The following is a 2,268-nucleotide window of genomic DNA, read 5'->3' as shown; positions in this document are numbered from 1 at the left end:
TCCAAATATGTCAAGGGATTTTTTGATAGTCGGCACTACAAAACTTAGGATAATATATGTATTATGGGGCAATTACTTGAGGTTTTGATATGGAGAGAAAATTTTTGGCGAAAATGACTTGACAAGAAAAAAATTTATGTTATACTTACTTAAAAATATGAAGAGGGGAGAAATATTTTAAAATTTATTAAAGGCAACGGCAAGTAGCCCTGCTTTTTTGTTTAAAGGAAGATAAAGATGAAAAGGTAAGGGAGACAATTTACAAAGAGGAAGAGAATCTAACCCCTCAAGAAAGAATAAGAAGATTGAATGAAGAGTCTGAAAGGTTCTTATTAGAAGGGAAACTGAATTTAAGAAGGGTAAAACCCAAAATGGTGGTGAGATGAATAGAGAAAGAAGAAAGGTTATCGGTAATATCTTTGCTGATGCGGCTAAATATACCCTAACTGTAGGTGTAATCAGTAGCTTTTTGGCAGGTAAATATTTCCTGCTTTCAAACATTACAATTAGTGCATTTTTCATTGTATTTGTTTCATTAGCATATTTTATAACCCCAAAAGATAAAAAGGAGGATTAAGAAAATGGAAAGGGAGATAGGTCTCTTTATTATGCTAGGAATAGCAGCAATAACCGGTATCGGCTTTTTAATTGCCTTTAAGATTCAAGATAAAAGATTGAAAAAATAAGGAGGAAAAACAATGCCAATAATTACTGTGCCTAAGGTTTTAAGGGAAAAGCTAGGTGAGGATGGGGTTGATTCCCTAATTGAGCTTCTCAATCAATCAGAGCAAAAGGTAAAGGGAGAGGTGATTACCCTCTCTGATGAGAAGTTTGCCAGAAAGCTCTCTGAGGAAATCAGCGGAGTAAAGATAGAATTTTCAAAGAAGTTATCTGAAGAAATCAGTGGAGTAAAGCAAGAAATTGCCCTTCTTGAAGGGAAGCTTGAAGCAAGAATCTCTGAGGTAAGGGCTGAATTTAAGGTTGACCTTGAAAGGGAAATTTCAAAGCTTGATAAAAGAATCAACGAGGAAACCTCAAAGCTTCGGGTTGATATAGCCCAATTCAAATCAGAGCTAATCAAATGGATGTTTCTCTTCTGGGTAGGTCAGCTTGTCTGTATAGCTGGGCTTTTGAAATGGATAAGATGAAAGGAATGCAAAGCTTCGGGATAAACGGAATATTCGGGATTCGGGATAGAGGGAATAAGAAAACCCCGAACCCTAAGTCCTTAACCCCGAAGTTTTGCTTTAAGTTTTTTCAAAGCCAATCAGGCAAAAAAGGAGTCAACTATTTTGAATTATGAATAATTTATTTAAAGCATCTATTTTCATTAAGCAAAGTATAAATAGTCCTCAAAAGCTTGGTAGAGGTAGCAATAACTCCCTCTTTATAGGATTTTCCTTCCTGCCTTTTTTAAGGTAATATTCCCTAAAATAGGGAGACCATCTTTTAACACAGCTAGCCATTACCCAGATTATTCTTCTTGCATGGGTATTTCCTCTTTTGGATATTCTCAAATGTGCTTTAAATTTGCCCGATTGTTTAATAACAGGGTCAAGACCACAAAATCCCACAAGCTTTCTGTAATTCTCAAATCTCTTGATGTCTATCAGTTCTGCCATAAGATATATGGCACTCTCTTTACCAGTATGTGTTTAGCTCGGTGAGAATAAAATTGGGAAATAGGCACAAAGGCACAGAGGCACAAAGGCGAGAGAGTTTATTTATTACTTGCTTTCTTTGTGCCTTTGCCCCTTTGTGCCTAGGTATATAAGACAGCTAAACAACGGCTATGGTAATTTGGTTAAGAGAGAAGCTAAACACGTACGATTATTGTGGTAAATACCTGTAGGCTCCATCCCAACAACAATCTCCTGTCTGAAAGGAGAAAGCATCCTTTCAAGCTCACTAAACCCAATCCTGTCCATACTAAAGATTTTGTTCTTTACCAGGAACCTCCCATTCTTCATAGAAGCAACAAAGCTATCCTTTGCTACATCTACCCCACAGAAATAAGTAGATTGACTAATCATATCCACACCTCCTCCTTATTATAGTATCTTCCATCACTTAGTGCAAAAATAGATAGGGTTGTGTTTATCTGTTAAAAATTCATCCACCTTTTAAGAAATTTTGAATTCTATAGTTAATTACATAAATTTTTACACAAACTATACCTTATCATAAACTTATTTATCCAACTTTTGGCATAGCTTATACTTATTGCAAATTCTTCAAAACTATCCTTTATTGTTCTTTTAAGCTCAT

Annotated in this window: 3 protein-coding genes and 1 pseudogene; 2 read left to right on the top strand and 2 right to left on the bottom strand. The window is 35.4% G+C overall.

Features of this window, described 5'->3' with window-relative positions:
- Window positions 1-382 precede the first annotated feature (382 nt).
- A complete protein-coding gene (locus AB1397_03275) occupies window positions 383-577 on the top strand; it encodes a hypothetical protein (GenBank protein ID MEW6482012.1) in 195 nt (64 codons plus the stop codon).
- 121 nt (window positions 578-698) lie between these two features.
- Entirely contained in the window at window positions 699-1,148 is a 450-nt protein-coding gene (locus tag AB1397_03270) for a coiled-coil domain-containing protein (GenBank protein ID MEW6482011.1), read from the top strand.
- A gap of 204 nt (window positions 1,149-1,352) precedes the next feature.
- Here the strand turns inward: AB1397_03270 and AB1397_03265 are convergent.
- Both AB1397_03265 and AB1397_03260 read right to left on the bottom strand, forming a co-directional pair.
- Window positions 1,353-1,634 (bottom strand): annotated as a pseudogene (locus tag AB1397_03265) (IS110 family transposase).
- A 156-nt stretch (window positions 1,635-1,790) separates the two neighbouring features.
- A complete protein-coding gene (locus AB1397_03260) occupies window positions 1,791-2,033 on the bottom strand; it encodes a hypothetical protein (GenBank protein MEW6482010.1) in 243 nt (80 codons plus the stop codon).
- Window positions 2,034-2,268 lie beyond the last annotated feature (235 nt).

It is taken from the genome of bacterium, assembly GCA_040756715.1.
Taxonomy (GTDB): Bacteria; UBA9089; UBA9088; order UBA9088; family UBA9088; genus JBFLYE01.
Note: the sequence above shows the minus strand (reverse complement) of the source record. Positions and strands in the feature narration are given on the sequence as shown.